Origin of the sequence: uncultured Tateyamaria sp., from assembly GCF_947503045.1 — a bacterium.
GTDB lineage: Bacteria > Pseudomonadota > Alphaproteobacteria > Rhodobacterales > Rhodobacteraceae > Tateyamaria.
This window is the reverse complement of the sequence record NZ_CANNCF010000003.1, coordinates 298,698-324,225: the sequence shown is the minus strand read 5'-3', so window position 1 is coordinate 324,225 and position 25,528 is coordinate 298,698. Positions and strand designations below refer to the sequence as shown.

At 62.0% G+C, this 25,528-nt stretch carries 27 protein-coding genes; 22 read left to right on the top strand and 5 right to left on the bottom strand.

The features are described 5' to 3' along the window. Positions 1–129: 129 nt before the first annotated feature. The 10 genes from Q1A89_RS15370 to Q1A89_RS15325 all read left to right on the top strand — a co-directional run bounded on the left by Q1A89_RS15370 (position 130) and on the right by Q1A89_RS15325 (position 7,697). A complete protein-coding gene (locus Q1A89_RS15370) occupies positions 130–1,662 on the top strand; it encodes an acyl-CoA carboxylase subunit beta (protein ID WP_299730088.1) in 1,533 nt (510 codons plus the stop codon). Positions 1,663–1,675: 13 nt separating this feature from the next. Then, positions 1,676–2,410, top strand: a complete 735-nt coding sequence (locus Q1A89_RS15365; RefSeq protein ID WP_299730085.1) for a RidA family protein — start codon at positions 1,676–1,678, stop codon at positions 2,408–2,410. Next, a complete protein-coding gene (locus tag Q1A89_RS15360; protein WP_299730082.1) occupies positions 2,407–2,745 on the top strand; it encodes a hypothetical protein in 339 nt (112 codons plus the stop codon). The genes Q1A89_RS15365 and Q1A89_RS15360 overlap by 4 nt, the downstream gene beginning before the upstream one ends. Then, on the top strand, positions 2,742–3,137 hold the full coding sequence (locus tag Q1A89_RS15355) for a cupin domain-containing protein (RefSeq protein ID WP_299730079.1): 396 nt from the start codon (positions 2,742–2,744) through the stop codon (positions 3,135–3,137). Before Q1A89_RS15360 ends, Q1A89_RS15355 begins: the two co-directional genes overlap by 4 nt. Positions 3,138–3,265: 128 nt before the next feature. Next, on the top strand, positions 3,266–3,619 hold the full coding sequence (locus Q1A89_RS15350) for a DUF6497 family protein (protein WP_299730076.1): 354 nt from the start codon (positions 3,266–3,268) through the stop codon (positions 3,617–3,619). Positions 3,620–3,809: 190 nt separating this feature from the next. Beyond that, positions 3,810–3,953, top strand: a complete 144-nt coding sequence (locus tag Q1A89_RS15345) for a hypothetical protein (protein WP_299730073.1) — start codon at positions 3,810–3,812, stop codon at positions 3,951–3,953. Positions 3,954–4,010: 57 nt separating this feature from the next. Next, a complete protein-coding gene (locus Q1A89_RS15340) occupies positions 4,011–4,370 on the top strand; it encodes a hypothetical protein (RefSeq protein WP_299730070.1) in 360 nt (119 codons plus the stop codon). 388 nt (positions 4,371–4,758) lie between these two features. Further along, complete coding sequence (locus tag Q1A89_RS15335) at positions 4,759–4,962, top strand: hypothetical protein (RefSeq protein WP_299730066.1); 204 nt, start codon at positions 4,759–4,761, stop codon at positions 4,960–4,962. A gap of 105 nt (positions 4,963–5,067) precedes the next feature. After that, complete coding sequence (locus Q1A89_RS15330) at positions 5,068–7,113, top strand: acetyl/propionyl/methylcrotonyl-CoA carboxylase subunit alpha (protein ID WP_299730064.1); 2,046 nt, start codon at positions 5,068–5,070, stop codon at positions 7,111–7,113. Next, on the top strand, positions 7,110–7,697 hold the full coding sequence (locus Q1A89_RS15325; RefSeq protein ID WP_299730060.1) for a hypothetical protein: 588 nt from the start codon (positions 7,110–7,112) through the stop codon (positions 7,695–7,697). The genes Q1A89_RS15330 and Q1A89_RS15325 overlap by 4 nt, the downstream gene beginning before the upstream one ends. A gap of 160 nt (positions 7,698–7,857) precedes the next feature. Here Q1A89_RS15325 and Q1A89_RS15320 read toward each other — a convergent pair whose 3' ends face one another. Further along, positions 7,858–8,310 carry a DUF4174 domain-containing protein gene (locus tag Q1A89_RS15320; RefSeq protein ID WP_299730057.1) on the bottom strand — a complete coding sequence of 151 codons (453 nt, stop codon included), beginning with the start codon at positions 8,308–8,310 and terminating at the stop codon, positions 7,858–7,860. A gap of 166 nt (positions 8,311–8,476) precedes the next feature. Here Q1A89_RS15320 and Q1A89_RS15315 point away from each other — a divergent pair, with 166 nt between their 5' ends. Genes Q1A89_RS15315 through Q1A89_RS15285 form a run of 7 tightly spaced genes read left to right on the top strand, consistent with a single transcriptional unit; the run spans position 8,477 to position 14,688 of the window. After that, complete coding sequence (locus Q1A89_RS15315; protein ID WP_299730054.1) at positions 8,477–9,412, top strand: hypothetical protein; 936 nt, start codon at positions 8,477–8,479, stop codon at positions 9,410–9,412. Then, positions 9,375–11,504: a methylmalonyl-CoA mutase gene (scpA, locus tag Q1A89_RS15310; protein ID WP_299730051.1), complete on the top strand. Its 2,130-nt coding sequence runs from the start codon at positions 9,375–9,377 to the stop codon at positions 11,502–11,504. Before Q1A89_RS15315 ends, scpA begins: the two co-directional genes overlap by 38 nt. 3 nt (positions 11,505–11,507) lie before the next feature. Further along, the gene (locus tag Q1A89_RS15305) at positions 11,508–12,119 is read left to right on the top strand and encodes a VOC family protein (RefSeq protein WP_299730048.1); all 612 of its coding nucleotides are present in this window, start codon (positions 11,508–11,510) and stop codon (positions 12,117–12,119) included. Next, on the top strand, positions 12,116–12,577 hold the full coding sequence (locus Q1A89_RS15300; protein WP_299730045.1) for a GNAT family N-acetyltransferase: 462 nt from the start codon (positions 12,116–12,118) through the stop codon (positions 12,575–12,577). The genes Q1A89_RS15305 and Q1A89_RS15300 overlap by 4 nt, the downstream gene beginning before the upstream one ends. 52 nt (positions 12,578–12,629) lie before the next feature. Beyond that, complete coding sequence (locus Q1A89_RS15295) at positions 12,630–13,310, top strand: molecular chaperone DjiA (RefSeq protein WP_299730042.1); 681 nt, start codon at positions 12,630–12,632, stop codon at positions 13,308–13,310. Continuing rightward, entirely contained in the window at positions 13,310–14,311 is a 1,002-nt protein-coding gene (locus tag Q1A89_RS15290; RefSeq protein ID WP_299730039.1) for an endonuclease/exonuclease/phosphatase family protein, read from the top strand. The genes Q1A89_RS15295 and Q1A89_RS15290 overlap by 1 nt, the downstream gene beginning before the upstream one ends. 17 nt (positions 14,312–14,328) lie before the next feature. Continuing rightward, positions 14,329–14,688 (top strand): hypothetical protein, encoded by a 360-nt coding sequence (locus tag Q1A89_RS15285; protein WP_299730036.1) that lies wholly within the window; start codon positions 14,329–14,331, stop codon positions 14,686–14,688. Between the two features lie 33 nt (positions 14,689–14,721). Here the strand turns inward: Q1A89_RS15285 and Q1A89_RS15280 are convergent, their stop codons facing one another. The 4 genes from Q1A89_RS15280 to Q1A89_RS15265 all read right to left on the bottom strand — a co-directional run bounded on the left by Q1A89_RS15280 (position 14,722) and on the right by Q1A89_RS15265 (position 20,373). After that, positions 14,722–16,269: a Ppx/GppA family phosphatase gene (locus Q1A89_RS15280; protein WP_299730033.1), complete on the bottom strand. Its 1,548-nt coding sequence runs from the start codon at positions 16,267–16,269 to the stop codon at positions 14,722–14,724. Positions 16,270–16,404: 135 nt separating this feature from the next. Beyond that, positions 16,405–18,573: an RNA degradosome polyphosphate kinase gene (locus Q1A89_RS15275; RefSeq protein ID WP_299730030.1), complete on the bottom strand. Its 2,169-nt coding sequence runs from the start codon at positions 18,571–18,573 to the stop codon at positions 16,405–16,407. Positions 18,574–18,613: 40 nt separating this feature from the next. After that, positions 18,614–19,291 (bottom strand): DnaA/Hda family protein, encoded by a 678-nt coding sequence (locus tag Q1A89_RS15270; protein ID WP_299730027.1) that lies wholly within the window; start codon positions 19,289–19,291, stop codon positions 18,614–18,616. 2 nt (positions 19,292–19,293) lie between these two features. Continuing rightward, positions 19,294–20,373 carry an AI-2E family transporter gene (locus Q1A89_RS15265; protein ID WP_299730025.1) on the bottom strand — a complete coding sequence of 360 codons (1,080 nt, stop codon included), beginning with the start codon at positions 20,371–20,373 and terminating at the stop codon, positions 19,294–19,296. Positions 20,374–20,607: 234 nt separating this feature from the next. Between Q1A89_RS15265 and proS the strand changes: the two genes are divergently transcribed. From proS to Q1A89_RS15240, 5 genes are all read left to right on the top strand, one after another. Further along, on the top strand, positions 20,608–21,945 hold the full coding sequence (gene proS, locus Q1A89_RS15260) for a proline--tRNA ligase (RefSeq protein ID WP_299730023.1): 1,338 nt from the start codon (positions 20,608–20,610) through the stop codon (positions 21,943–21,945). Positions 21,946–22,046: 101 nt separating this feature from the next. Continuing rightward, positions 22,047–22,934 (top strand): serine hydrolase domain-containing protein, encoded by an 888-nt coding sequence (locus Q1A89_RS15255; RefSeq protein ID WP_299730020.1) that lies wholly within the window; start codon positions 22,047–22,049, stop codon positions 22,932–22,934. Then, positions 22,931–23,437: a DUF2937 family protein gene (locus Q1A89_RS15250; RefSeq protein ID WP_299730017.1), complete on the top strand. Its 507-nt coding sequence runs from the start codon at positions 22,931–22,933 to the stop codon at positions 23,435–23,437. The genes Q1A89_RS15255 and Q1A89_RS15250 overlap by 4 nt, the downstream gene beginning before the upstream one ends. 53 nt (positions 23,438–23,490) lie before the next feature. Further along, entirely contained in the window at positions 23,491–24,777 is a 1,287-nt protein-coding gene (locus tag Q1A89_RS15245; protein ID WP_299730014.1) for a lipoprotein-releasing ABC transporter permease subunit, read from the top strand. Continuing rightward, positions 24,770–25,453, top strand: coding sequence for an ABC transporter ATP-binding protein (locus Q1A89_RS15240; RefSeq protein WP_299730011.1), 684 nt, complete (start codon positions 24,770–24,772; stop codon positions 25,451–25,453). The genes Q1A89_RS15245 and Q1A89_RS15240 overlap by 8 nt, the downstream gene beginning before the upstream one ends. Positions 25,454–25,528: the final 75 nt, after the last annotated feature.

Sequence of the window (25,528 nt, the reverse complement as noted above, 5' to 3'; positions counted from 1 at the left end):
TGTGGGTGTGCTTTGCAGATTAGCAATTTGCAAAAGAGTCATGGGAAAGGCTTTGCAAATATTCCAAAAGCCCATTCACGTCAGGCGTTTGCCCTTGTATGATCCCGCAAAATCACCAGCGGGGACAGCATGAACGATATCCTGACCGAATTGGAATCGCGGCGCGCAGATGCGCGTCTGGGCGGCGGGCAAAAGCGGGTCGATGCGCAGCACGCGCGCGGCAAGCTGACCGCACGCGAGCGGATTGAACTGCTGCTGGATGACGGCTCGTTCGAGGAATTCGACATGTTTGTCACCCATCGCTGCACCGATTTCGGGATGGAGCAGCAAAAGCCTGCAGGCGATGGCGTCGTGACCGGATGGGGCACGATCAACGGGCGCATGGTCTATGTGTTCAGTCAGGATTTCACCGTTTTGGGCGGGTCGGTCTCGGCCACCCACGCCTCAAAAATCTGCAAGATCATGGACATGGCGATGGACAACGGCGCGCCGGTCATCGGGATCAACGATTCCGGTGGCGCGCGCATTCAGGAAGGTGTCGACAGTCTGGCAGGCTATGGCGAGGTGTTTCAGCGCAATATCAAAGCCAGCGGCGTTGTCCCGCAGATCAGCCTGATCATGGGCCCCTGCGCGGGCGGGGCGGTTTATTCCCCGGCGATGACCGACTTCATTTTCATGGTCAAGGACAGCTCTTACATGTTCGTGACCGGCCCCGATGTGGTCAAAACAGTCACCAACGAACAGGTCACGGCCGAGGAACTGGGCGGGGCCACCACCCACACCCGCAAATCGAGCGTGGCGGATGCCGCTTTTGAAAACGATGTAGAGGCGCTGGCCGAGGCCCGCCGCCTGTTCGACTTCCTGCCGCTCAACAACCGTCAGAAGCCGCCCGTGCGCCCGTTTTTCGACGACCCCGCACGCAGCGAGACCAGCCTTGATACGTTGGTGCCGTCCAATCCCAATACCCCCTACGACATGAAAGAGCTGATCGAAAAGCTCGCTGACGAGGGCGATTTCTATGAGCTGCAGGCAGAGTTCGCCAAGAACATCATCACCGGCTTTATCCGCCTTGAGGGGCAGACCGTCGGTGTGGTTGCCAACCAGCCCATGGTGCTGGCGGGCGTGCTGGACATCGACAGTGCGCGCAAGGCCGCCCGCTTCGTGCGGTTCTGCGACTGCTTCGATATCCCGATCCTGACCCTGATCGACGTCCCCGGATTTTTGCCCGGTACAACGCAGGAATATGGCGGCGTGATCAAGCACGGAGCCAAGCTGTTGTTTGCCTATGGTGAGGCGACGGTGCCCAAGGTGACCGTTATCACGCGCAAGGCCTATGGCGGGGCCTATGTGGTGATGTCGTCAAAACACCTGCGCGGTGATTTCAACTATGCCTGGCCCACGGCCGAGATTGCGGTGATGGGCGCCAAGGGCGCGACCGAGATCATCCACCGCGCCGACCTGGGTGATGCAGAGAAAACCGCACAGCACACAAAGAATTACGAGGACCGCTTTGCCAATCCATTCGTAGCTGCCGAGCGCGGGTTCATCGACGAGGTGATCCAGCCCCGCTCGACCCGCAAACGCGTGGCCCGCGCCTTTGCGTCATTGCGCACCAAAAACGTGCAGATGCCGTGGAAAAAGCACGACAACATCCCTTTGTGAGCGGTGTTCGACAATGCGGAGAATTGATCAAGTTGTAGAAGTGTTCACCGCTCTTGGCGGAGCGGCACGGTTGCCAGACGTGTACGCCTTTTTTGAAGCAACGGCCAACGAACCGCTTCCGAAGACGTGGCAAGAAGGCATCCGTGGCCGAATCTACGAGCACTCGTCCGACGCGGGAGGCGACCTCAAAACTGATTTATTTGAGAAAATAGAGGAGGGGTTCTGGAAGCTTCGAGGCGCCAATATAGAACCAAATTTGGTTGCTGAACGACGTGATTTGTCTGCTGATGAAGTTGTGGCCCGTGTGTTGGTCAAAGAGCATTGGCGCAGGCTTCCAAAGCAACGAGATGCGCAAGATCAACCCATCTTCCACCTCCTCAGCCAGGGCCCGCGCCCCGTCGCCCCGTTTTCCCATGCGGTGGAGGCCGATGGCTGGGTGATCCTTACCGGGCAGATGCCGACCGACCCGGATGCGCCGGACGCGCCGTTGCCTGACGGGGTCGAAGCGCAGACCGCCCGCGTGATGGAAAATCTTGAGATCATTCTCAATGGTCTCGGCCTTGATCTGTCTCACGTGGTGCAATGCCGCGCCTACCTGACCGAGTTTGAACGTGACTATGCGGCGTTCAACGAGACCTATCAGACCTACTTCCCCGCCGACCGCCGCCCGGCGCGCACCACCATCGGGGTCACCGCGCTTGCCGTGGGGGCGTTGGTCGAAATCGACTGCGTGGCCCGCAGGCCATGAGCGTGCGTTGGCATATCGTGGAGGAGGCGGGCGAAATGACCCTGTGTCGCCAATTGCCGCCCCGCTTTGATGTGGCAGCCTCTGCGCATCTGCCCCCGGCGCGGCCTGCGCGGCTGGCACATCAGATCCGGCAGGATCTGTGGCGGGCGCTGGCCAATGTGCGGGGCTTTTCGCCCGTTGTTCGCCTTGCGCCATCGGATACTGGCTGGCGGGTCACCGCCGGCGGGCGCGTGATGGGGCGCATCTCGCCGTCCGTTGAGTCCACGAATGATGCGCTGCTCAACGACGCCTCCAAACGGGCGCGATGGGTCAAAAGTGCGAGGCTCAACGCATGAGTACGTGGAAAAATCAGGCCTTTGTCATCTCTCATGCGGACGGCGGCACCTTTGAAGGGGCGGGGTTGCGCCCCTTCTTTGAATACCGCCAACTCGGCATCAAAGAGGCGACAGAAGGCAAATTCGGTGCCCACGTCATCCGCGCGGTGCCGGGCATGGAAAGCCCGGGCACATGGCACAGCCATGATCTGGATTTCCAGATGGTCTATGTCACCAAGGGTTGGGTTGTGTTCGAATACGAAGGGCAGGGCGAACATACCCTGCGTGCCGGATCGAGCGTGCTGCAGCCCCCCGGAATCATCCACCGCGAAGTGCGTCATTCCGACGATATGGAACTGATCGAAATCACCTCACCTGCCGACTTTACAACGCAGGAAGAAGGTGCAAAATGAATTGTCGTCACGCACATACGTTGGCGAACAGAACAGTGCGCAGGCAGATTTTCGCCCGCACAGCAGCCCCGGAGGGAGGAGCCCGAGACTGGAAACGGAACTGGGTCCGGGGCTGCGCTTTTTTCATAATGCTGGCGGGTTCGGCTGCGGCACAGGATGTGCCGTCCGGGCAGTCCGTGACCCTGCACGAGGCGCTGATTGACACCGTGAACGGCGAAAGCTGGCTGCGCCTGCGCTTTCTTGCGCCGCAAATCGCGCAGGACGGGGGCGGTGTGTCTTACGTGCAGGCCGAAGCGGATTTCGAGCAGCTCTGCCAGAACGTGGGTCTGCCCTATATCACCGAATACGACCTTGCGCCCGATCTGATCGTGGTTGCCCTGATGGATCGGCCCGTGCCGTTCGGACAAGCCGACCCCGATGCCACCCAGTTTATCGAGGCGTTCCGGATCGGTGCCGATGGCTGCATCTGGGAGGCGTTCTGATGCGCAGATCACTCATCCGGGGCAAAGATGGCGCTGCGGCTTTGTGGCCACAACCCGCGCAACGTGTTGCGATACCGTTTCTTTTGCTCCGGAATTGCCGTATATGGCGATTAAGGGGTCCCCAAGATCGCCTTACCTCGCAGGGCGTGCGTGCGAGCGCGCGTCCGAATTTTGAATACAGGAGAGACAGATGTCCAAGAGCATCAAAGTTTTCGGCCTCGTTGGCCTCATGGTTCTGGCCGCTGCATGCGGTCGCAACAACAACGAAGAATTCGTTGTGGTTGACCCAGAGCCGATCAGCCAAGAGCCAGTACACACAGGCAAGTTCAAGTAAGTTTGCAGGGCGGGCCTTTGCGTCCGCCCTCATTCCCCTCTCCGCGGGGGGCAGCCCATGCTGAAACATCGCGGATTCCCCGGACGCCTGTCCGGCACTGATTTCCAATTCACAATCCGACGCCCGAACCCCAAAGGGGTCACGCCGCTGACCCGGCGCGAGAGATTTCCCGACCGCCGTCCCCCTGACAAGCGGGCTGACGCGGCCTTTATGGCAGCGCTTTGGGCACAGTTCGGTCCCGAACCTTTCGAGCGCGGCAATCTGGATGCGGGACGTCTGTCCTGGCTGTTTGGCCGCGAGGTTGTCCCGGCCACGGACCCCTTTGATGTCGCTGATTACGAAGCACTTCTGGTCATTGACGAGTCGGTTGCAAGGGCCTCGTTTCCAGATGTATTTGACGGGGAGGCGGGCCCATGAGTACGACCGTCATCGGCGCAAAACCGCCAGAGTATTCCCGTATATGGCGAAACTTGGCTGATCGGCCGCAGTTCCGGAAAATCCGCTATGCGGGCTCGGCTGGCGCATGCAACGGTGGAATCGTGTCGGCGGTTCCCCAGAACAACCCCGTCGGCCAATACCATTTCCGTACCCCTTCCCCTGGTGGGCAGCAGGTGTTTCCCAACACCCTGCTGCCCACCTTTTTTTCGGGTATGCCAAGGCGTAGTTTCACTGTCCGGCGCCAGCGGCGGGCGGTTCTTTGCTCATTTCGGCAGGACCGCGCGCATTTTGGCCGGGCCGTTTCGGAACGATTGACCCTTTGCGAAGTTGAGGTATCCAGACCCCACACGAGCAAAGGAAAAAAATCATGGCTTTCAAACCAGTTATTCTCGCGACTGTTGCAGCACTTGGCCTTGCCGCCTGTGGTGACACGGTTGCAGAGCGCGCGGTCATCGGTGGTGCAGTCGGCGCAGGCGCCGGTGCAGTCACAGGCGGCAGCGTCGTTGGCGGTGCTGCAATCGGTGCTGCGGGCAACGTGCTTGCCTGCGAGCTGGACGTCGTCAACTGCTGACCCTCTGACGCCACACGCGTCATCCAACCAGACATTCTGTGAACGCCGTCGCGCATCCCTGCGTGGCGGCGTTTTGCGTATCACATCCAACTCAAGTGAGGCCCCATGTTCAAAAAGCTTCTGATCGCAAACCGGGGCGAAATCGCCTGCCGTGTCATCAAGACCGCGCGCAAGATGGGGATTTCCACTGTCGCGATCTATTCGGACGCCGACGCCCAGGCGCTGCATGTGCAGATGGCGGACGAGGCGGTCCATATCGGCCCGCCGCCCGCCAACCAGTCCTATATCGTCATTGAGCGTGTGATGGAGGCCATTAAATCCTCAGGCGCGCAAGCGGTCCATCCGGGCTATGGTTTCCTGTCGGAAAACTCGAAATTCGCCGAGGCGCTGGATGCCGCCGGCGTCGCCTTTGTGGGTCCCCCCGTAGGCGCGATTGAAAAGATGGGGGACAAGATCACCTCCAAAAAGATCGCCAAGGAGGCCGGGGTCAGCACCGTGCCCGGCTATATGGGTCTGATCGCGGATGCGGATGAGGCGGTAAAGATCTCCAACGAGGTTGGTTACCCGGTGATGCTCAAGGCTTCGGCCGGGGGTGGGGGCAAGGGCATGCGCATCGCCTGGAATGATGAGGAGGCCCGCGAAGGGTTCCAGTCTTCCAAGAACGAAGCGGCCAATTCCTTTGGAGACGACCGGATTTTCATCGAGAAATTCGTGACCCAACCCCGTCATATCGAAATTCAGGTGCTCTGTGACGCCCATGGCAACGGCATTTATCTGGGCGAGCGTGAGTGTTCGATCCAGCGCCGCAACCAGAAGGTCGTCGAAGAGGCCCCAAGCCCGTTCCTGGACGAGGCCACCCGCAAGGCGATGGGTGAGCAGGCTGTCGCACTGGCCAAGGCCGTCGGCTATGCCAGCGCGGGCACCGTCGAATTCATCGTGGACGGATCCAAGAACTTCTACTTCCTCGAAATGAACACCCGCCTGCAGGTCGAACACCCTGTGACCGAGCTGATCACCGGCGTCGATCTGGTTGAACAGATGATCCGTGTGGCGGCAGGCGAGCAACTCTCGATCACGCAGGATGACGTCAAACTGACCGGCTGGGCCATCGAAAACCGCCTGTATGCCGAAGACCCATATCGCGGCTTTTTGCCGTCCATCGGCCGTTTGACCCGTTACCGCCCTCCGATGGAGGTCGCGGCGGGCCCGCTGCTTGAGACCGACAAATGGCAGGGCGATGCGCCCGCAGGCCCCACGGCAGTGCGCAATGACACCGGCGTCTACGAAGGCGGCGAGATCAGCATGTATTACGATCCAATGATCGCGAAACTCTGCACATGGGGCCCGGATCGCGCCACGGCCATCGAGGCCATGCGCGTGGCGCTGGACAGTTTTGAGGTCGAAGGGATCGGCCACAACCTGCCCTTCCTGAGTGCCGTGATGGATCACCCGATTTTCGTCAGCGGCGACATGACCACCGCCTTTATCGCCGAAGAATACCCCGACGGGTTCGAAGGGGTGACACTGCCGCAGGCCGATCTGGCCCGTGTGGCGGCGGCCTGTGCGGCCATGCACCGGGTTGCCGAAATCCGCCGCGCGCGGGTGTCGGGCCGCATGGACAATCACGAGCGCAAGGTGGGCACTGAGTGGAATGTTACGCTGCAGGGTACGTCCTTTGACGTGACCATTGATGCTGACCACGACGGGGCCACCGTCAGTTTTGAGGATGGCACTGCACTGCGGGTGTCAGGACCGTGGACGCCCGGTGATCAACTGGCGTTGATGACGGTCGACAATGCGCCGCTGGTGCTCAAGGTCGGCAAGGTTTCGGGGGGCTTTCGCATCCGCACCCGAGGGGCGGACATGATCGTGCATGTGCGCACGCCACGTCAGGCCGAACTGGCACGTATGATGCCCGTCAAGACGCCGCCGGACACGTCGAAACTGCTGCTCTGCCCGATGCCGGGTCTGGTGGTGAAACTGCATGTCGAAGCAGGGCAAGAAGTGCAGGTGGGCCAAGCCCTGTGCACCATCGAGGCGATGAAAATGGAGAACATCCTGCGCGCCGAACGCAAGGGCACGGTGTCCAAGGTCAACTGCGCCGAAGGTGACAGCCTCGCCGTTGACGAAGTCATTCTCGAATTCGAGTGAGCGGGGCAGGCGGCATAAGCGGCTGGCTTTCAGCCATCGACCCGCGCGTCTGGCAGGCGGTGCTGGCGGGCCTGTTCGTGGCCATCGGCTGGCTGGTCAACGGCGCACAGAACCGGCGCGAGGCGACCCGCCTGCGCCGCGAGCAACGCGACGATGTGCAGCGCGCGCTGGTGGCCGAGATCAAGCACTATCTCGAAGTGCTCGAAACCGAGGATGTCGATGCCGCATGGGCAGAGATGCAGCCCCGCATCGCGCATGGCTATGTGCCGTTTCTGCCGAGCGAGGCGAACGACATGGTGTTTCAGTCGGTGCTGGGCAACATCCACATTCTGCCGAAAACGGTGATCGACCCGGTGGTGAAATACTATTCACAGCTCAAGGCGATCGAGATGCAGATCAAGGATTCCCGCCTGCCTGCCTTTGTCGAGGGCACGGATGCCGACAGCCGTGCACGGCGCGAGGCGGTCTATGAGGAATATCTGGGAATGAAGGTGCGCGCGCGCAAATTTGCGCTGGCAGCGCTTGCCAAGATGGGTGCAGATCCGAGGCTTAGTAGCCCGGACGCGGCCCGTTCCGGCCAGTGATAGGGGTAGAGCGTTTGGTCGGTTCAGTCATATCCGTCCCTCATAAATGCTGGTGGCAGATGCCACCCTTGCACAGCATCAATATAGAGCGCCGGGCGCTGTTTCACAAGATGTCTCAATCCCCTAGCCGATCAGACCTAAGGGCGGGTAAACGCGCCGGTCAACTGTCGTCATTCACCCGGCGTTCGCGGATTTCGCGCTGCCGCATCGGCATTTTGTCGATGGTGCGGGAAATCTCGCGCACATCCCACGGAAAGGGCTTGCGCAGCTTCACGCCGCCATCCTTGCCAATAAGCACCATCATGAACCCGCGCGGGCGCAATTTGGTGCGCAGCGCACTTTGCACGGACGGGTCAGTATCGGTCAGAACCACCACATCCCGCTGCTCGAGATCCTCGACGCGGGCCTTCAGATACTCCATCTGCAGACCAAAGCTTGAGTCGTTCGGACTGTCCGCAAAGACGATGATGGGGCGTTTTTCCCAGACAAATTGGCTCAAATCTTCCACATCACCCTCGATAAAGATCGAAGGAACAGGGGTCTCCCCATCCTCGGCGGCTGCCAGTGATCCGCCCAAAAGCCCTGCAATAACAACGGGTAGTACGTACTTCATGTGCTCTCCTGATGTTCGTTATGTAGCGGTTTTTTCGCCGATTACGACTGCCTGTCACATCATTTTTAGCTTTAATCGCTCTGCAAGTGTCTGCATGCAAGTCTTCCCCCGCGAGCGCACCCTATCGGCGCGCCACATGGCCCATAGGGCATCAAAAGGGGCACAGATGAAAGTCATTCTGCACATCGGAGCGCATCGCACCGCCACAACCAGCCTGCAATCCTATATTCGCCGCCACGCGGTTGAATTGCGCGGTGACGGCGTCGGGTTCTGGGGGCCTGTACGCACCCGCAAGGGGTTGTTTGCGGGTATTCAGCCCACGCCCGGTCTGGGTCTTGCCGCGGCACGCCGGGCCCGTGGGCGCATCCTGTTGCAGATGAAAAAGGCGCAGAACAACGGCGTCAAGACGCTGGTGGTCAGCGAGGAAAACATGATCGGCTCAGTGCGGCTGAATCTGCGCAAGGGGCGTTTGTACCCGGATGTGGGCGAACGCATGTCGCGCTATATCTGCGCCTTTGACCAGCGGGTGGACAAGGTGGTCATCTCGGTGCGCGGGCTTGATCACTACTGGGCTTCGGCCATCGCCTATGGTGTCGGGCGCGGTCATCCCCTGCTGGATGCGGACCGGTGTGCTGCCATATCGCAGCATATGCGCACATGGCGTGACGTGATTGCCGATGTGTCCTGCGCTGCCCCCCTGGCGCAGATCGAGGTGATCCCGTTCGAAGTGTCCGCAGGCCGCCCCGATCTGATGCTGAGCGCCTGCACCGGCCATGTCGCACCACGCGATGCAACGCCCGAATGGCTCAACCGTTCGCCCAATGCCCGCCAGTTGCGCGCTCTTCTGGCCGAACGTGGCGAGGATCCGCGCGACGTGCCGAACACACCAGACCGCTGGAGCCCATTTGACGCAACCGGGCGCGCCGCCCTGCGCGAATCTTATGCCGACGACATGCACTGGCTGGTGGCCGGTGCAGACGGGTTGGCCACACTGACAGAGGAACTGGACCAGACACGCGCGGGGAAAACCCCGCCACATGGTCCGCATCACAGAGGACAAGGACATGACATCGAAGAAAGGCGCATGGCGCAGCCTCGCTGAAGGCGAACTGCGCGGTAAAAGCCCGGACGATCTGACGTGGAAGACACTTGAGGGCATCGACGTCGCCCCGATCTATACCGAAGAAGACCTCGATGGTGTCGACCATCTGGGCACCATTCCCGGCGAAGCCCCGTTCACCCGCGGCGTCAAGGCCACGATGTATGCCGGCCGCCCCTGGACAATCCGCCAATATGCGGGCTTTTCCACGGCCGAGGAATCCAACGCCTTTTATCGCCGCGCGCTGGACGCGGGCCAACAGGGCGTCTCTGTCGCTTTCGATCTGGCGACGCACCGTGGCTATGACAGCGATCATGACCGGGTTCAGGGCGATGTGGGCAAGGCGGGTGTCGCCATTGATTCCGTTGAGGATATGAAGATCCTGTTCGACGGTATCCCGTTGGAAAAAGTCAGCGTTTCCATGACGATGAACGGCGCAGTTATACCAATCCTTGCGAATTTCATCGTCACCGGAGAGGAACAGGGCGTCGACCGCGCCGCCCTGTCTGGCACCATCCAGAACGACATCCTCAAGGAATTCATGGTGCGCAACACCTATATCTATCCGCCTGAACCCAGCATGCGGATCATCGCGGATATCATCGAGTATACCTCTGCCGAGATGCCCCGGTTCAACTCGATCAGCATCTCGGGCTATCACATGCAAGAGGCGGGTGCGAACCTTGTGCAGGAGTTGGCCTTTACCCTTGCCGATGGGCGCGAATATGTGCGTGCGGCCATCGCGCGGGGTATGGATGTGGATGCCTTTGCCGGACGCCTCAGCTTCTTTTTTGCCATCGGCATGAACTTTTTCATGGAGGCGGCCAAGCTGCGCGCCGCCCGTCTGCTGTGGCACAAGATCATGGCGGAGTTCGAACCCAAGAACCCCAAATCCTCGATGCTGCGCACCCATTGCCAGACATCCGGCGTCAGCTTGCAGGAACAGGACCCTTACAACAACGTGGTGCGCACCGCTTATGAGGCGATGGCGGCGGTGCTTGGGGGGACGCAATCCCTTCACACGAACTCCTTTGACGAAGCCATTGCTTTGCCTACACAATTTTCATCTCGCATCGCGCGCAACACGCAGCTGATCCTGCAGAACGAGACGGGTGTCACCAACGTGGTCGACCCGCTCGCGGGCAGCTATTACGTCGAAAAGCTGACCCACGATCTTGCGACAGAAGCCTGGAAGCTGATCGAAGAGGTCGAGGAAATGGGCGGTATGACCAAGGCTGTCGCCTCGGGCATGCCCAAGCTGCGGATCGAAGAGGCGGCCGCGACAAGGCAGGCGCTGATCGACAAGGGCGACGAGGTGATCGTGGGCGTGAACAAATTCCGCCTCGAGAAAGAAGACCCGATCGACATCCTCGACATCGACAACGCCGCGGTGCGCGACGCCCAGATCAAGCGCCTGAACCGCATCCGTGCCGAGCGGGACGAGGCAGCCTGTCAGGCCGCCCTTGATGCCCTCACACAAGGGGCAGAGGCCAGCGGCAACCTGCTCGAATTGGCGGTCAATGCCGCCCGCGCCCGCGCAACAGTCGGAGAGATCAGCATGGCAATGGAGAAAACGTTTGGCCGTCATCGGGCCGAGGTCAAAACCCTCGCTGGCGTCTATGGTGCCGCCTATGAAGGCGACGAAGGGTTCGCCGCGATCCAGAAATCTGTCGAGGCCTTTGCCGAGATCGAGGGGCGCCGTCCGCGCATGCTGGTCGTCAAGATGGGGCAAGACGGCCATGATCGCGGCGCCAAGGTGATCGCGACCGCCTTTGCCGATATTGGCTTTGACGTGGATGTCGGCCCTCTGTTCCAGACCCCGGCAGAGGCGGCGCAGGATGCGGTCGACAATGACGTGCATGTGGTCGGCATCTCGTCGCAGGCTGCCGGGCACAAGACGCTCGCGCCACAACTGGTGCAGGCGCTCAAGGACGCGGGGGCCGAAGAGATCATCGTCATCTGCGGCGGGGTGATCCCGCAACAGGACTACCAATTCCTCTATGATGCAGGGGTCAAGGCGATCTTTGGCCCGGGAACGAACATCCCGACGGCGGCGCAGGAAATCCTGACGATCCTCGAAAAGACAAAGGTTTAGGCGGTGATCTTCGACCATCTTGTCGTCGGCGCCATAACGCTGGCCGAGGCACAGGGTCATATCGAAAATGCCTTGGGCCTGCCTATGCAACCGGGCGGGCAGCATTCGGTGTTTCACACGCATAACGCGTTGATGGGGCTGGAAGACGGCCTGTATCTCGAAGCGATCGCGCCCGACCCGGACGCACCACCGCCTGCACGTCCGTGCTGGTACGATCTGGACCGCTTTGAAGGCCCTGCTCGCCTGTCCAACTGGGCCTGCGCGGTCGATGATCTGGACAAGGAACTGTCCAAAATGCCTGACGGGTGCGGCGCACCGGTCAAGGTCACGCGCGGTGCATTGCATTGGCACATGGCGGTCTCGGATCAGGGAACGACGCCCTTTGACAACCTTTGGCCTGCGCTGTTGCAGTGGCCCGCCGGGATCGTGCATCCCGCCACGCGGCTTGCCCCGACCGGCATACGCCTCAGGCGTCTGACGCTGGTGCATCCAGAGGCCGAACGCCTTGCCGATGCGCTGACCCGCCATCTGGACGACCCGCGTGTTGCTTTTGAGACCGGCTCCGTGGCGATGCAGGCCGTCTTTGACACGCCACATGGGCAGCGCACGCTGTGATCCGGAGGGCAGAGACATCGGATGCAGGCTGGATTGCTGCCCTGTGGACGGCGATGATCACCGACACTCTGTTTACCTTCACGACCGAGCCCAAAACGCCGGACGACGTAGCGAAAATGATCGCGACGCGCCCCTTTCTGGTGCTGCCGGACAAGGGCGGCTTTGCCACTTACAGCCCGTTCCGGTCGGGCCCGGGATATGCGGCGACGATGGAGCATTCGATCCTGCTTGATCCCTCTGCCCAAGGGCGGGGGGACGGGCGCAGGCTGATGCAGGCCTTGCTCGATCATGGGCGCAGCGAAGGGCATCACGCGATGATCGGTGCCGTCAGCAGCGCGAATCCCAACGCCATCGCCTTTCACGCCGCGATGGGCTTTGACACGGTCGCGCAGATGCCCGAGGTCGGCCGCAAGGGCGGGCAGTGGCTCGACCTGATCCTGATGCAAAAGCTGCTCTGAGACCCCAATCTTGGCTAACATGCGGCCCCGGCTTGGCCTATAAGCTTGGCTCATGTCACTTTGGACCCGTATATCCGACGCGCTGGCCGCCCTGTCCGCGGGCGAGGGTCTGACGGCGATCTTTGACCGTTTGCGCGCGCCACCAGAGCGCAGCGTCGCATTTGCCATCGCCGTGATCGCGCTGGGGGCCAAGATGGCCAAGGCCGACGGACACGTGACCCGCGACGAGGTCACCGCCTTTCGCGACGTCTTTCACATCGCGGCACAGGACGAGGCGGGGGCGGCGCGGGTGTTCAACCTGGCCCGCCAGGACGTGGCGGGGTTCGAGGAATACGCAACGCGCATCCATTCCATGTTCTCTGAACAGCCCGAAACCCTGACCGATCTGATGGAGGGGTTGTTCCACATCGCCATGGCGGATGGGTTCTACCACCCAAACGAGGATGCCTTTCTGGAGCAGGTGGCGCAGATTTTCGGGATTCCGGATGTCGAGTTTCGCGGCCTGCGCGCGCGTTTTGTGCCGGACGCGGTGCCTGATCCCTATTCGGTTCTGGGGGTCACACCGGATATGGATCTTGAGGACATGCGCGCCATCTGGCGCAAGCTGGTGCGTGAAAACCACCCGGATGCAATGATGGCCCGCGGTGTGCCCGAAGAGGCGGTCCGGCTGGCCGAAAAACGTATGATCGACATCAACCGCGCCTGGGAAGACATCCGGGCCAGCGCCACCTGATGCGCATCGCCACCTATAACATCGAGTGGATGAACAGCCTGTTTGCCGATGATGGCAGCCTGCTGGATGATGGCGGGTGGTCGTCGCGCCATGACGTGACGCGGGCCGATCAGATCGCGGCACTTGGGGTCGTCTTTCGCGCTTTGGATGCAGATGCGGTGATGGTGATCGAGGCCCCCGATGACAGCCGCAGCCGCAGTGCCGTGCCCGCGCTTGAGACCTTTGCCAGCCATGCCGGCCTGCGCGCGCGCAAGGCGATCATCGGCTTTGCCAACGACACGCAGCAGGAAATTGCGCTACTTTACGATCCGGATGTGATGCGCGCGCGCCATGACCCGCAGACCCATGCGGGCGCGCCAGCATTTGACGACGCCTTTGCCATTGATCTCGACATTGATGCGACGCAGGACCGCGTCGTGTTCTCCAAACCGCCGCTTGAACTGGCGATTGAGACGGCGGCAGGCTTTCAATTCCGCATGATCGGAGCGCACCTGAAATCCAAGGCGCCTCATGGCGCGACAAACCGGGACGAGGTGCTGCGCATCTCGATTGCCAACCGGCGCAAGCAACTGGCCCAGGCGATCTGGCTGCGCGCCCGTATCGCGGCCCATCTGGATCAGGGCACGCCGCTGATGCTGATGGGCGATCTGAATGATGGGCCGGGGCTGGACGAATACGAACACCTTTTTGGCCGCTCGTCGGTCGAGATCATTCTGGGGGACGGGGCGACCACGCTGTTTGACCCCCATGCCCGCACTGCCCTGCAACGCCGCCTCGGGGCAGCGCCCACCACCGCCCGGTTCTGGATCAGGCAGGAAAAACGGTTTTTGCAGGCGCTGCTGGATTACATCATGGTCTCGCCCGATTTGGCCGCGCGCGACGGGAGGTGGCGGATCTGGCATCCACTTGACGATCCGGAGTGCTGGGCGCAACCGATGTTGCGCGACGCGCTGGTCACTGCGTCGGATCATTTTCCGGTCAGCTTGGATATTGCGCTGTGAAGGCCCATATTAAGGGCATGAAACGTCTGATCCTGATTGTATCGCTCGGGCTCGCGCCCCCTGCCTATGCGCAAGGGGAAGAGGACAGCCTGTCGCTGATGGAACGCGGCGCGCAGATGCTGATGGAAGGGCTGATGCGCGAGATGGAACCGGCGCTGGAAGACCTGCAGGGGCTCGCCGAAGAGTTTGGCCCGGCCCTGCGCGACTTTACCGCCCAGATGGGCCCTGCCTTGCGTGACCTGCTGGACGAGGTCGAAGACTGGAGCGTCTACGAGCCGCCCGAGATGCTGGACAATGGTGACATCATCATTCGGCGCAAACCCCCGCAAGAAGATCCGCTGCCGGAACCGGACAGCGACGGTCAGATCGAGCTTTGATCACCGGGCCCGTAAGGCGCAGGTGTCCTGCGCCTAGCGCTTGCGCTGTTTGACTGTGACCTCGGCCTGAAGCGAGTCGGCCAGCGAGTTCAGCCGCGCTTCTGCCACTTCACCGAACAGCGGCATGGCATCCCGGGCAAGGTGCAGTTCCAGCTGACGCTTTTTCGGGAACCAGCGGAATTCGCCCAGCTTGGCATCCTTGTCCATCCACAGCATCGCGCCAAAGCGCATGGCCTTGCCGAGCACTTCGGCTTCCAGCTTGGTCTTGTCGTCAACCAGTTCGTAGAGCCCCTCGAAATGGGTGCCTTCGCGCTTGTTGGTGTAGCGGTGTAGCAAGGCGAGGCCGAGAAAGATACGCTCAGCGTGTTTGAGACCACCCAGGTTCGCGCGGGTGGCGTTGTCAAAACAGACCTCTGCGCGATAGTCGGGATGGGCGCGCCAACTGACATCATGCAACAGGCATGCGGCCTTGATCAGTCGTTTGCGCGCCGGTGGGGCGGATTTGAAGATTGGCTCGATGAAGGCATAGAGCAGCTTACCAAAGCCCGGCATGCGCGCGTCCTTGGCCTCGGCAAAGCGGCAGGCCTCGACCAGCGGGTCGCGGTCGCGCAGGCGCTGAGGCATCTGTTCGTACAGCATGCCTTCGCGGATGCCATAGCTGGAAATGGCGATGTCCTTGGGTTTGAACGTCTTGACCAGCCGCATCAGCACTTCGGCGGCGAGCGGCACCAGCGCCATCCGGGTGGAAGAGATGCCGCAGGCGGCGCGCAGGGCCTCGTGATCTTCGTGCTTGGCGATAAATTTGGCGGTCTGGCGCACAGCTTTTGGGGTCATGCGGTATTCGTGCAGCACCTGCAGCGGATAGCCGCGTCGGTGCATGTCGACCTTGCAGATGGCCCGCCACGACCCGCCCACCAGAAACAGGCGGTCGCGCTGCGCACCCATGGCGGCCTCCAGCCGCTCCATCGTGGCTTTGATATGGGCGGTGCGCCCCTTTTTGCCGCCCTTGACCGTCTGCAGCTTGAGCGGGCCAAGGTCCGAGGTTTCACGCCGCCCCACGATACCGCCCGAAATTTCGGCCAGTTCCATGGACGATCCACCAATGTCGCAGACCAGCCCGTAAGACCCGGGCCAGCCCAAGAGGACCCCTTGGGCGGACAGGCGCGCCTCTTCCCGCCCGTCGATGATCCGCACATACAGGCCTGTTTCGCGTTCCACGTCCGCACAAAAATCCGGCCCGTCGCTGGAGTCGCGCACCGCGGCGGTGGCCACAACCGTCAGATCAGACAGGCCCATGCCCATGGCGAGATGCTTGAACCGGCGCAACGCCCCAAGCGCGCGGACACGGCCCGTGGGGTTCAGATGCCCGGTGTCGGACATACCCGCCCCCAGGGCACACATGATCTTTTCATTGTAGAAATAGGCCGGGCTGCGCGCGGCACCGTCAAAGACCACCAGACGGACCGAGTTCGACCCCACATCCACAACCCCGACACGCGCCAGCGCGCGGGCGGATGGGTCTTCGAACAGCGGACGGCCAAAGAGGCCCCCGTCGTGATGCGGTTCGACCAAAGCGTTCATGGAAGCCCCCGTGGTGCCGTGCCTTGGTCAGTGATGGACCAGCGCGCCCTTCGGGTCAATGCGCGTGCGTCGGTGGGCGGCTCTGTTTCGGCTGCGCCGAAAGACGCCCGCCCGCCGACCCCGGCTGATGCGCTTTCAGTCTTCGGTGTGGGTCAGTTTGGGCACGTCCGACGCTCCCGCCGAACCGCGACCCGACAGTGACGGGTTTTCCATGAAAAAGCGGTGGCAGTTGAAAGCGAATGTGCCTTCGGGCAATTCGGGTCTGGTGAATGAGCCGTCAGGCGCCATCACCCAGCTTTGGGCCACATCGGCGAGGTTGGCGGCCATTACCTGGCTCACGATCTGGGCCTTGACGGTTGCGTTTTCGATTTCGACCAGGGTTTCGACCCGCCGGTTGAGGTTGCGCCCCATCCAGTCCGCGCTTGAGATGAACACGCGCGCCTTTTTCGACGGCAGCCCGTGGCCATTGCCGAAACAGACGATGCGCGAGTGTTCAAGGAAGCGGCCGACGATGGATTTCACACGAATATTCTCGGAGAAGCCTTTGATTCCGGGGCGCAATCCGCAGATGCCCCGGATCACGAGGCTGATCTTGACCCCGGCTTGCCCGGCGGCATAAAGCGCGTCGATCACCTCGTCATCGATCAGCGAATTCATCTTGGCCCAGATTTCCGCAGGCTTGCCCTTGGCCGCATGCTCGGCCTCGGCAGCGATCATTTCCAGCAGGCGCGGCTTCAGCGTCGTCGGCGAAATGGCGAGATTGGCGAGGCCTTCGGGCGGGGCGTATCCCGACAGGTAGTTGAACACTTTGGTGGCATCCCGCCCCAGCACCGGATCGCAGGTGAACAGGGACACATCCGTGTAGATGCGGGCGGTGATCGGGTGATAATTGCCGGTGCCGTAATGGGTGTAGGTCACCAGTTTCTTGCCCTCACGCCGTACCACGGTGCTGATTTTTGCGTGGGTTTTCAGATCGATGAACCCGTAGACCACATGCGCGCCTGCCCGTTCCAGACGGCGGGATTGGCGGATGTTGGCGGCCTCGTCAAAGCGGGCCTTGAGTTCGACCAGCGCGGTGACGGACTTGCCGTCCTCGGCTGCTTCGCACAGGGCTTCGACGATGGGCGAGTTTTTCGAGGTGCGATAAAGCGTCTGCTTGATCGCTACGACATCTGGGTCGCGCGCTGCCTGCTGCAGAAAGCGGACCACCATGTCGAAGGTTTCGTAAGGGTGATGCAGCAGCATGTCCTTTTGGCGGATCGCGGCCAGCATATCGCCTTCAAAATCGCTGACCCGTTCGGGCACGCGGGGCGTAAAGCTGGGCCAGAGCAGGTCGGGGCGGTTGTCGAGCACCAGCGCGCCGAGGTCGGAGAGACCCAGCATGCCATCGACTTCGACCACTTCGGATTCGCGCACGCCCAGCTCTTCCATGATCACGGCCTTGAGCGCCTCGGGGGCGCCTGCAGAATGGGTCAGGCGCACCACTTCGCCGCGACGGCGGCGTTTCAGCGCCACTTCGAATTCGCGCACGAGGTCTTCGGCCTCTTCCTCGACTTCCAGGTCACTGTCGCGCAGCACGCGGAATTCGAAATGCGCCTTGAGTTTGTAGCCGGGAAACAGGTTGGGGATGTGCAGGATCAGCAATTCCTCAAGCGGCAGGAATCGCTGGCCGGGCCCGGGCAAGGCGATAAAGCGGTCGATCTGCGCCGGGATCGGCAACAGAGCCTGCAAGGTGCGCTTGTCGGCCTTGCGCTCCATCTGCAGGGCCAGTGCGTAGCCTGTGTTGGGGATGAAGGGGAACGGGTGTGCTGGGTCGATGGCCAGCGGGGACAGAACCGCAAAGACCTCGGCGAGAAACACCTCTTCGAGATGGGCGATGTCCTCTTTGGTCAGCTCCTCCGGGGTGAGGACGTTGATGCCTTCGGCGTCCATTTGTTCGTGCAGGTCCACAAGGACCCTCTGTTGCTGGGTCAACAGGTTGCGGGCGTTTTCGTTGATCAGCACCAGCTGTTCGGCAGGGGACAGCCCGTCAGCGGCGGGCGTGGTGTTGCCTGCAATGGCCAGTTCGCGCAGGCCCGCGACGCGCACGGTGTAGAATTCGTCAAGGTTCTGGGCCGAGATCGACAGGAACCGCAGCCGTTCGAGCAGCGGCACGCGCGGGTTCTCGGCCTCTTCCAGCACCCGCCAGTTGAACCCCAGCCAGCTGAGTTCACGGTTGAAGAACCGACCCGGCCCGCTGGTGTCCAGCTCGGGCAGGTCAGTGGCGACCGGGAATGGCGAGGCAAGGAAATCTGCATCTGTCATGGCAGGGATATGGCGCTCACATGTGAAGGTTAGATGACGGTTATCCCCCAGGCGCGGTGCCCTTGTCCAGCAGCTCTGCCGCCAGCGCCCGGGTGACGGGTTTCTTGCGCGCAAGGCTGGTGGCATCAAGCGCCGTCACGATGCGCCCTGCTGCGTCAAAGCTGCGCTCCATATGGGTGACGAGATAAGGGATCACGTCCGGGCGCGGCGTCAGTTGGCGGTCGTTGAACAGTTTGGCCAGCACGGCGGCCAGCAGCTTGTCGTCGGGAGCATCGAGCGCGGCGTGGCCTGCGGCGTCAATGCGGCTTTGCAGGTCGGGCAGGGACATGCGCCAAAGCGACGGGGGCAGCGTGCCGGTCATCAGCAGGGGCTGGTTTGCCGCATGTTGCAGGTTGTGCAGGTGGAAAAGGGCGGTTTGTGCAGCCATGTCGCCTGCGATATCCGGCACATCCTCGATGGCAACGGGGCCGCTGGCCTCGATCATGTGGGGGTTCAGATCGCGCGCCGCGATGATCTGCGCGCCACTTGCGGCGGCCCAGACATGGGTGAGGTGGGTCTTTCCTGACCCGTCCGGTCCGCTGAGCACCAGTTTGTTCAGGGGCCAACTGGTCCAGTTGTCGATCATCGCCAGCGCAAGTGCGTTGGAGGGGGCGACCATGAAGTCGTCGCGCCCGAGCGCTGCGCGGGCAGGCAGGTCCAATCCCAGTTGCGTGGCCATGATCAGTCGTCGACCCCGTTGCGGTCCACCGCTTCGAGGCCCTGATAGAGGCGGCTGTCCTGATAGCGTTCGATCAGGAAGCGCACAAAGACACCCAGTGAGGCGGCCAGTGGCACCGCGACCAACATGCCGACAAAGCCAAAGAGCGCACCAAACACGGTCAGGGCAAGGATCAGCCAGACAGGGTGCAACCCGACGCTTTCGCCCACCAGTTTCGGAGTCAACACGTTGCCCTCGGCCACTTGACCGATCATGAAGATGATGCCCACGGCCGCGATCCAGCCCCATTCCCCCCAGAACTGGAACAGCGCCAGCCCAAGGGCCAGCGCGCCACCCACAAGGGCGCCCACGTAAGGGATGAAGGTGAGAAGGCCCGCGACAAAGCCCACAACCAGCCCGAATTGCAGCCCCACCAGCATGAGCGCGACGGCATAATAGGTGCCAAGCAAGAGGCAGACGGTGCCCATGCCGCGGATGAAGCCTGCGAGAGTTGCGTCGATCTCTGACGCGAGACGGCGGATCACCGGGGCATGGTCGCGCGGCAAAAGCTGGTCGACGCGGGCCACCATCCGGTCCCAGTCAAGCAGCATGTAGACGGCCACGACCGGCACGATCACGAACAGGACGATAACGTTGATCAGGCTTGCCGCAGAGGTGAGCGCGGAGTTGAGCAGCGCGCCACCCCGTTCGGAAATGGTCTGGCCCAATCCGTCGAGCGATTTGCGCACGGTGGAGCCTTCATCCAGCAGGCTGGGAAAGCGTTCGGCAAGGAAGGTGCCGATGTTGCGGGCGATTTCGGGGGCGGCGTTGAATAGAGCGACCGCTTGTTGGACGAGGTTCGGGATCACCAGAAGGACGAGCAGAACAAACACGATGATGGCGCTGATGGTGATTATGGCTGTTGCAAGCCCCCGGCTGCATCCATGGGCCTCGAGCCAGTCCGCGACGGGGTCCAGGAAATAGGCAATGGCCGCGCCCAGAAAGAACGGCAGCAACTGGTCCCCAAGCGCGTAGAGCAGCACGAAAAAGACCACCGCCGCGGCCCCCCAATATTTCAGCTGTTCGCGCACTGGCAGGGCCATGCTGGTCTCCGAGCGATTGGTGATGGCTTACAAATGCGGGGTTTTGACGGATGCTGCAAGTGCTTTGCCGTGATTGGCTGCTGTCAAACGGAGCGCTTGCGCGCACGCTTTTTCATGAGGGGCTCTGCCCCGGCGCTGGCGCACCTCCCCGGGATATTTCTCAATCAGAGAAGGGACGTTGCGGGTCTTTGTCCTTTGTCCTAATCAGGAGCGAATTGAAAAGGAGAGGTCCTCGTGCGTCTGAGCCGTTATTTTCTGCCCGTTCTGAAGGAAAACCCCAGCGAGGCGCAGATCGTCAGCCACCGTCTGATGTTGCGTGCCGGCATGATCAAGCAGGCGAGCGCGGGCATCTATTCCTGGCTGCCGATGGGCTTCAAGGTGTTGCGCAAGCTGGAAAACATCGTGCACGAAGAGCAGGCGCGCGCAGGCCATATGGCGATGCTGATGCCCACCATCCAGTCTGCGGACCTTTGGCGCGAGAGTGGTCGTTATGATGCTTATGGCGACGAGATGCTGCGCATTAAGGACCGGGGCGGGCGCGACATGCTGTTCACTCCCACCGCCGAAGAGTTGATCACCGACATCTTCCGCGCGCATGTGGGCAGCTACAAGGATCTGCCGCTGACCATGTATCAGATCCAGTGGAAATTCCGCGACGAAATCCGCCCCCGCTTTGGCGTGATGCGTGGCCGCGAGTTCCTGATGAAGGACGGCTATAATTTTGATCTGACCAAAGAGGATGCGCTGCACGCCTACAACCGCCATCTGGTCACCTATCTGCGCACCTATGAGCGCATGGGCCTGCAGGCGATCCCGATGCGTGCGGATTCCGGACCCATTGGCGGGGACGACACGCATGAGTTCCTCGTACTGGCCGAAACCGGTGAATCCGAGGTGTTTTATGACAGTGCAGTCACCGATCTGACCTTTGGCGATCGCGACATCGACTATGATGACGTGGCCCAATGCGCTGGCGTGATGGAGGAATTCACCAACCTTTACGCCCGCACCGACGAGACCCACGACGAGGCCTTGTTCAACGCCATCCCCGAAGGACGCCGTCGCGTGGCGCGCGGTATCGAGGTGGGGCAGATTTTCTACTTTGGCACCAAGTATTCCGAACCTTTGGGCGCTGTGGTGCAGGGCCCTGACGGCAAACAGGTGCCGGTCCATATGGGCAGCCATGGCATCGGCGTCAGCCGCCTGATGGGCGCGATCATCGAGGCGAGCCATGACGACAAGGGCATCATCTGGCCCGAAGGCGTCACGCCCTATCATTGCGGTATCGTGAACCTGAAACAGGGCGACGCGGAGGCGGATGCCGCCTGTGAGGCGCTCTATTCCAGCCTTGGTTTGCTGGGGCTCGAGCCACTTTATGACGACCGCAATGAACGGGCAGGGGGCAAGTTTGCCACCATGGACCTGATTGGCCTGCCCTGGCGCATCACCGTCGGCCCACGCGGTCTCAAGAATGGGGTGGTCGAACTGACCTCGCGTCGCACAGGCGTTAGCGAAGAATTGCCACCCGAAGAGGCCATCAAGCGCGTGGCGGAGATTTACGCGAGGTCCTGAGCGGGGATTGTGCTAGGCTGAGCGCAATGCAGGCGCGTGTTCTTATACTGTTGATCTTGATGGTGTTGCCCCATGCGGGGGCCGCGCAGGATGCGGATCGCATGAACGCCTTTCGCCAGGCCTATGCCGACTGGCTGGTGCGGCGCGAGATCAGAGGCACAGGTGCCATCGCTTATCGCGGCACGCCAAAGATGGCGATTGGCGATGCCACGGCCCCGATTGAGCTGGCCAGCGTCAGCAAATCCATCACCGCGTTGTGTGCGGCGGCTCTGTCGGATGCCGGGCAGCTCGACTTTGCCGCCAGCGTGCGTGACGTGCTGGGGCGAGGCCCAGATGTGAGCGTTGCCTCGCTTGTCACCCATACCAGCGGCATCGTCATGGATATCACGCAGCCGTTGATGGCGTTGTGGCTGAACTCGGACGAACATCGGGCCGAATTTGTGCTGAACCTGATGAAGGACCCTGTCGGCGCACCGGGCGAGTTTGTCTACAACAACGTGAATTACGCGCTGCTTGCGTTGGTGATCGAGGCCAGCACCGAGGGGTCCTATGAGGATATTTGCCGCCGTCTTGTTCTGGTGCCTGCCGGGGCAGACGGAGGACCGTCGCCCAAGAGCGGTGCGTTCCTCAGCTGGGGTGGCTGGATGATGTCGCCGCTGGATTACGCGCGCCTGCACAGCCACTGGTTTGGCGCGGCAACCCCGACGGGGCGTTCGCCGCTGGATTACCCCCACTTGGCACGCGGTGATAGCGGGTTATACTACGGGCTTGGCACCGCTTTTCGCGCCAACCACACCGGGGACGGGACCTATAATTTCTGGCATTTCGGATCGCTTTGCATGCCGGGCCTGCTGACCATCGGGACCTATGCGGTGACCTGGGGGGCAGAGTGGACGGTTATGGCGGGCTATGACGCGTGCGTCAGCGATGACGATCGCCGCGCGCTGGATTCGGTGATGGGCAAGGCCGCCTATGGGCCGCTCAAATGATCGTGCGCGTGGTGGCGCTGGCGGCTGGGCTGCTGGGTGGGGCGGCGGGATCGCAATTTCCAGAATATGCGCAGCAGTACACCCAGCGTCTGGGCGGGGCGGTCGACGCACTTGGCGAAGTGGTCGCCGATTTTGACGCCTCTGCCGCGGATGCCGGGCTGAGCCGTGATGCAGCGCTTGCCGAATTGCAGGGCAGCGCGTTTCTGGAGGCGCGCCGCCGCGATATGACCCGCACATTTCAGCGCTATGACAGGTTGCGCGAAGACTTGCGTATGCTGGAACGGGCTGGTCCGTTCATGCGGGCCTATCACGCCGCACGGATGACCGACCGCGATGTGGCGCGTGCGGCGATGGCGACGTTCGAGCCCGCAGTGCCCCTGACATTGCCAGGCGTGATCTTTGCCGGGACCGGATTTCTGGCGGGCATGATCGCGGTCTGGGCTGTGCTGCGCACTCTTCTTTGGCCGATCACGCGCAGGCGGGCAGTTGCGCCGGGGGCTTGACCTTGGGGCGCGCCCCGGCCACTTGTGACAAAACGCCCGAGCAGGAGCCGTAAATGGCCACCCAACCCGTCCCCTTTGCCCCGTTCGAGTGGCTGATCGCCTGGCGCTATCTGCGCGCGCGGCGTGCCACGGGTGGGGTGTCGACCATGACGTGGATCAGCCTGATCGGGATCACGCTGGCTGTGTTTGCTCTGATTGCGACCCTGTCCGTGCGCTCAGGCTTTCGCGCAGAATTTGTCGACACGATCCTTGGCGCCAATGCCCATGTGACCGTCTACCAGATCGGCGAGGTCACCCCGACCGGTGCAGTGGATCGCACCATCTCCGACTATGACGAGATGGCCGAGGCCCTGCGCGGCGTGCCCGGTGTCACCCGAGCGGCCCCCATCGTGCGCGGGCAGGTCATGGCCAACCTTCGCCAAAGCAATGCAGGCGTGCAAGTCTATGGAATGTCTGCCGAAAACCTCGCCAGTCTGCCGCGCATTGCAGACCCTGAAACGGCCCAAGGCGATATCGCCCGCTATGATCAGGGCATCGCCATCGGGTCGGGCGTGGCACTGGAACTGGGCGCGCAGGTGGGTGACCGGATCAAGCTGATCTCGCCCAACGGGGTCAAGACCGCCTTTGGCACCAGCCCGCGCATCAACGCCTACGAGGTCACCTATATCTTTTCCGCCGGGCGCTATGACATCGACCGGGTGCGGGTCTATCTGCCGCTGGCCGAGGCGCAGACATTTTTCAACCGCGAGGGCGTCGCGGACGAGATCGAAGTGATGGTGGACAGCCCCGAAGCGGTCGAAAGCTATGCCACCGCCCTGCTCGAGTCTGCCGGAGGCCGGGCGCAGCTGTGGACATGGCGCGATGCCTCGGGCGGCTTTCTGCGCGCGCTTGAGGTCGAGGACAACGTGATGTTCATCATCCTGTCCATCCTTGTGCTGATCGCGGCGATGAACATCGTTTCGGGCCTGATCATGCTGGTCAAGAACAAGGGGCGCGACATCGGTATCCTGAGGACCATGGGGCTGACCGAGGGCTCGGTGTTGCGGGTCTTTTTCATCTGTGGCGCGTTCACGGGGCTGATCGGCACGGCGATGGGTGTGGTGCTGGGCTGCCTGTTCGCGCTCTATATCGATCCGCTGTTTTCATTTGTGAACTACGTGATGGGCGGCGGTGTGTGGGACCCGTCCATTCGCGGCATCTATGCACTGCCTGCGCAGTTGAACCTGCCGGATGTGCTGAGTGCTGTGGCTCTGTCGCTGGGCCTGGCCTTTGTGGTCACGATTTTTCCGGCCCGCCGGGCGGCGCGGATGAACCCGGTCGAGGCGCTGCGCTATGAGTGATCCTGTGCTGACGCTGGAGGGTATCGCCAAGACCTACAATGCCGGGTTACCCAGCGAAGTGCAGGTGCTGCGCGGTGTAGACCTCAGCGTGGCGCCGGGCGAAGTTGTGGCCCTTGTCGCGCCTTCAGGTGCGGGCAAGTCGACGCTGCTGCACATCGCAGGTCTGCTCGATACGCCCGACACGGGCACCGTGACCCTTGCGGGCCAGAATCTGACCGGGCAATCCGACCGTCGCCGCACGCTGGCGCGCCGGGCGGATGTCGGATTTATCTATCAGTTCCACCACCTGCTGCCCGAATTCTCTGCCCTTGAGAACATCGTGCTGCCACAGCTGAGCAACGGCACATCCAAACCCGCCGCCGCCGAAAGAGCGCTGATGCTGCTGGACAAGGTGGGTGTGGCACCGCGCGCTGCGCATCGCCCGGCCGAGTTGTCGGGAGGCGAACAGCAGCGCGTCGCCTTTTGCCGCGCACTTGCCAATGCGCCGCGCCTTTTGCTGGCGGATGAACCGACAGGCAACCTTGATCCCGGCACGTCGGATCAGGTGTTTGACGCTCTGATGGCGCTGGTGCGCGATACGGGTCTGTCTGCGCTGATCGCGACTCACAACCTTGATCTCGCCGCGCGGATGGATCGCACGCTGCGGTTGGATGCGGGCCGTTTGACCGCGCCATGAGTGGCGCACAAAGGCCCGCGCTTCACTGTCACGCTTGACGAAGCTTGCGCGGTTTGCTCAGACTGAGCGTCGCGG